The organism is Saccharomonospora iraqiensis subsp. paurometabolica YIM 90007, from assembly GCF_000231035.2.
GTDB lineage: Bacteria > Actinomycetota > Actinomycetes > Mycobacteriales > Pseudonocardiaceae > Saccharomonospora > Saccharomonospora paurometabolica.
Genome location: NZ_KI912197.1, coordinates 927 through 2780 on the forward strand (window position 1 = coordinate 927; position 1854 = coordinate 2780).

A 1854-nucleotide genomic window follows, 5' to 3' on the forward strand; every position below is an offset into this window, starting at 1 on the left:
ACCGTCGGCCGGTGCGGCTCACGGGCGCCACGGGCTGTGGCCGTCCGTGGGCCGGGTGGGGTCGTGGAACCGGGGACGGTCCGGTTCGTCCCGCCGGAGCGGCACCAGCCCGGCGGTGATCGCCCGCATGATCGCCGCGTGCGCCTTCACGGCGTCGCCGGGGCGGCCCGCCCCGTAGGCGGACAGGTCCACCGGTTCGCCGAAGTGCACCCGGAACGTCGGTCTGCGCAGCGGCGAGGTGAGACCGGAACGGGCCAGCGGCACGAGGTCGGCCGCACCGCGCACCGTCTCGGTGCCCCAGTACACGGCCTCGTGGGCACCCCACTGGCTGATCGGGACCACGGGCACCCCGGCGCTCAGTGCCAGCCGGGCGGCCCCGGTCTTGCCCCGCTCGGGCCACAGTCCGGGGTCGTGGCTGATGCGGCCCTCCGGATAGACGACGATCGGCGACCGTGCGGTGCGCAGCGCCTCGGCGGCCTCGGCGAACTGGGTCACCGCCGAGGCGGATCCCCGGTCGACCCGCAGGTGCCCGCTCGCGCGCAGCGCGGCCCCGAGCACCGGGGCGTCCAGCAGGCCGCCCGCCAGCATGAACCGGGGCGCGAGCCCGATCCGGCGGCAGGCGGCCATCAGGACGAAGGCGTCGAAGACCCCGATGTGGTTCGCGGCGAACAGCACCGGCCGGTCCCGCAGCGTCGCGGGCACCGTCCCCGTGACACGGAGCCTGCCCGTGAGGGCCACCAGGCCGTCGTCCAGCGCGAGCATCGTGCGCCAGACCGGGGGAACCCGGTCGTGCGGGCGTGTCGTCGGGCCTCGGCCGGGTCGGGACGCCACCATGGGGCGAAGCATGTCACGCGTCCGTGGCACGCAGTGGCCGGGTCCGGCCCGCCGGGTCCGGTGCCGGAGTGGCGCATGTGGGGTGTGTGACGCGACGACTACCGTAGGGGCATGGCGAGCGGCTCGGTGACCGGCAAACGAGGGAGCACGGGGAGCGGCGCGGGCCGCACCTCCGGGCAGCGGTCCGGTGGCGGCAACGCGTCCGCGGCGAAACAACCGGCCCGTAAGCCCCCGGCAGGGAAATCGCAGGGCGGGAAGGCCCCGGCGAAGAAATCCCCGGCGAAGAAGCCCCAGGCGAAGAAGCCCCAGGCGAGGAAGAGCTCCGGCCGCACCCCGGCCGCGCGCCGGGGAGCGCAGGCCGGCGGCTTCTCCGGTGGGGTCGTCACCAAGGCGGTGGTCCGCACCTGGCGGCTGCTCGCCCTCGCCGTCGGCGGTCTCGCCCGCGCCCTGGGACGCACCCGCGAGCTCGACCCGGAGCACCGCCGCGACGGACTCGCGCTGGTGCTGATCGCGTTCGGGCTGGTCACCGCGGTCGGTGTGGTGTGGGACTCCGCCGGGCCGGTCGGCGAGTGGATCGCCACCGGCACCCGCAGTGTGCTCGGGTCCGGCGCGGTGGTGCTGCCGTTCGCCCTCGTGGCGGCGGCGGTCGTGCTGATGCGGTCGGAACCCCGCGCCGAGGCCCGGCCCCGCATGGTCGTCGGGACCCTGCTGGTGGGCCTGGCGGTGTTGGGGCTGTTCCACCTGGGCAGCGGGCGGCCGCAGGAGCACACCGAACAGATGTCCGCGGGCGGCTGGGTCGGCTGGTTCTCCGGCGACCTGCTCGCCCGTGGGGTGAGCACCTGGGTCGCGGTCCCGCTGCTGCTGCTCCTGCTGGGGTACGGCGCCCTGGTGTTCACCGGGACGCCGATCCGGCGGATCCCGGAGCGGTTGCGCGAGCAGAGCGAACGTGACCGCGAGGCCCGCCGCGCGTCCGGCGCCGACGGGACGGACGGCAGCCCGGGCGGGGCCGACGGTGCCGGG

2 protein-coding genes are annotated in these 1854 nt (G+C 76.2%); one reads left to right on the forward strand and one right to left on the reverse strand.

What is annotated here, in order from left to right; genetic code table 11:
* Positions 1 to 18 precede the first annotated feature (18 nt).
* A complete protein-coding gene (locus SACPADRAFT_RS0202630) occupies positions 19 to 762 on the reverse strand; it encodes a lysophospholipid acyltransferase family protein (RefSeq protein WP_007027472.1) in 744 nt (247 codons plus the stop codon).
* 183 nt (positions 763 to 945) lie between these two features.
* Here SACPADRAFT_RS0202630 and SACPADRAFT_RS0202640 point away from each other — a divergent pair.
* On the forward strand, positions 946 to 1854 hold a 909-nt coding region (locus SACPADRAFT_RS0202640), incomplete at its 3' end, for a DNA translocase FtsK 4TM domain-containing protein (RefSeq protein ID WP_007027473.1).

What these genes read in the sequence shown, in the direction of transcription:
- SACPADRAFT_RS0202630 (WP_007027472.1), bottom strand. Translation starts at nt 762, where the DNA reads ATGCTCGCGCTGGACGACGGCCTGGTGGCCCTCACGGGCAGGCTCCGT.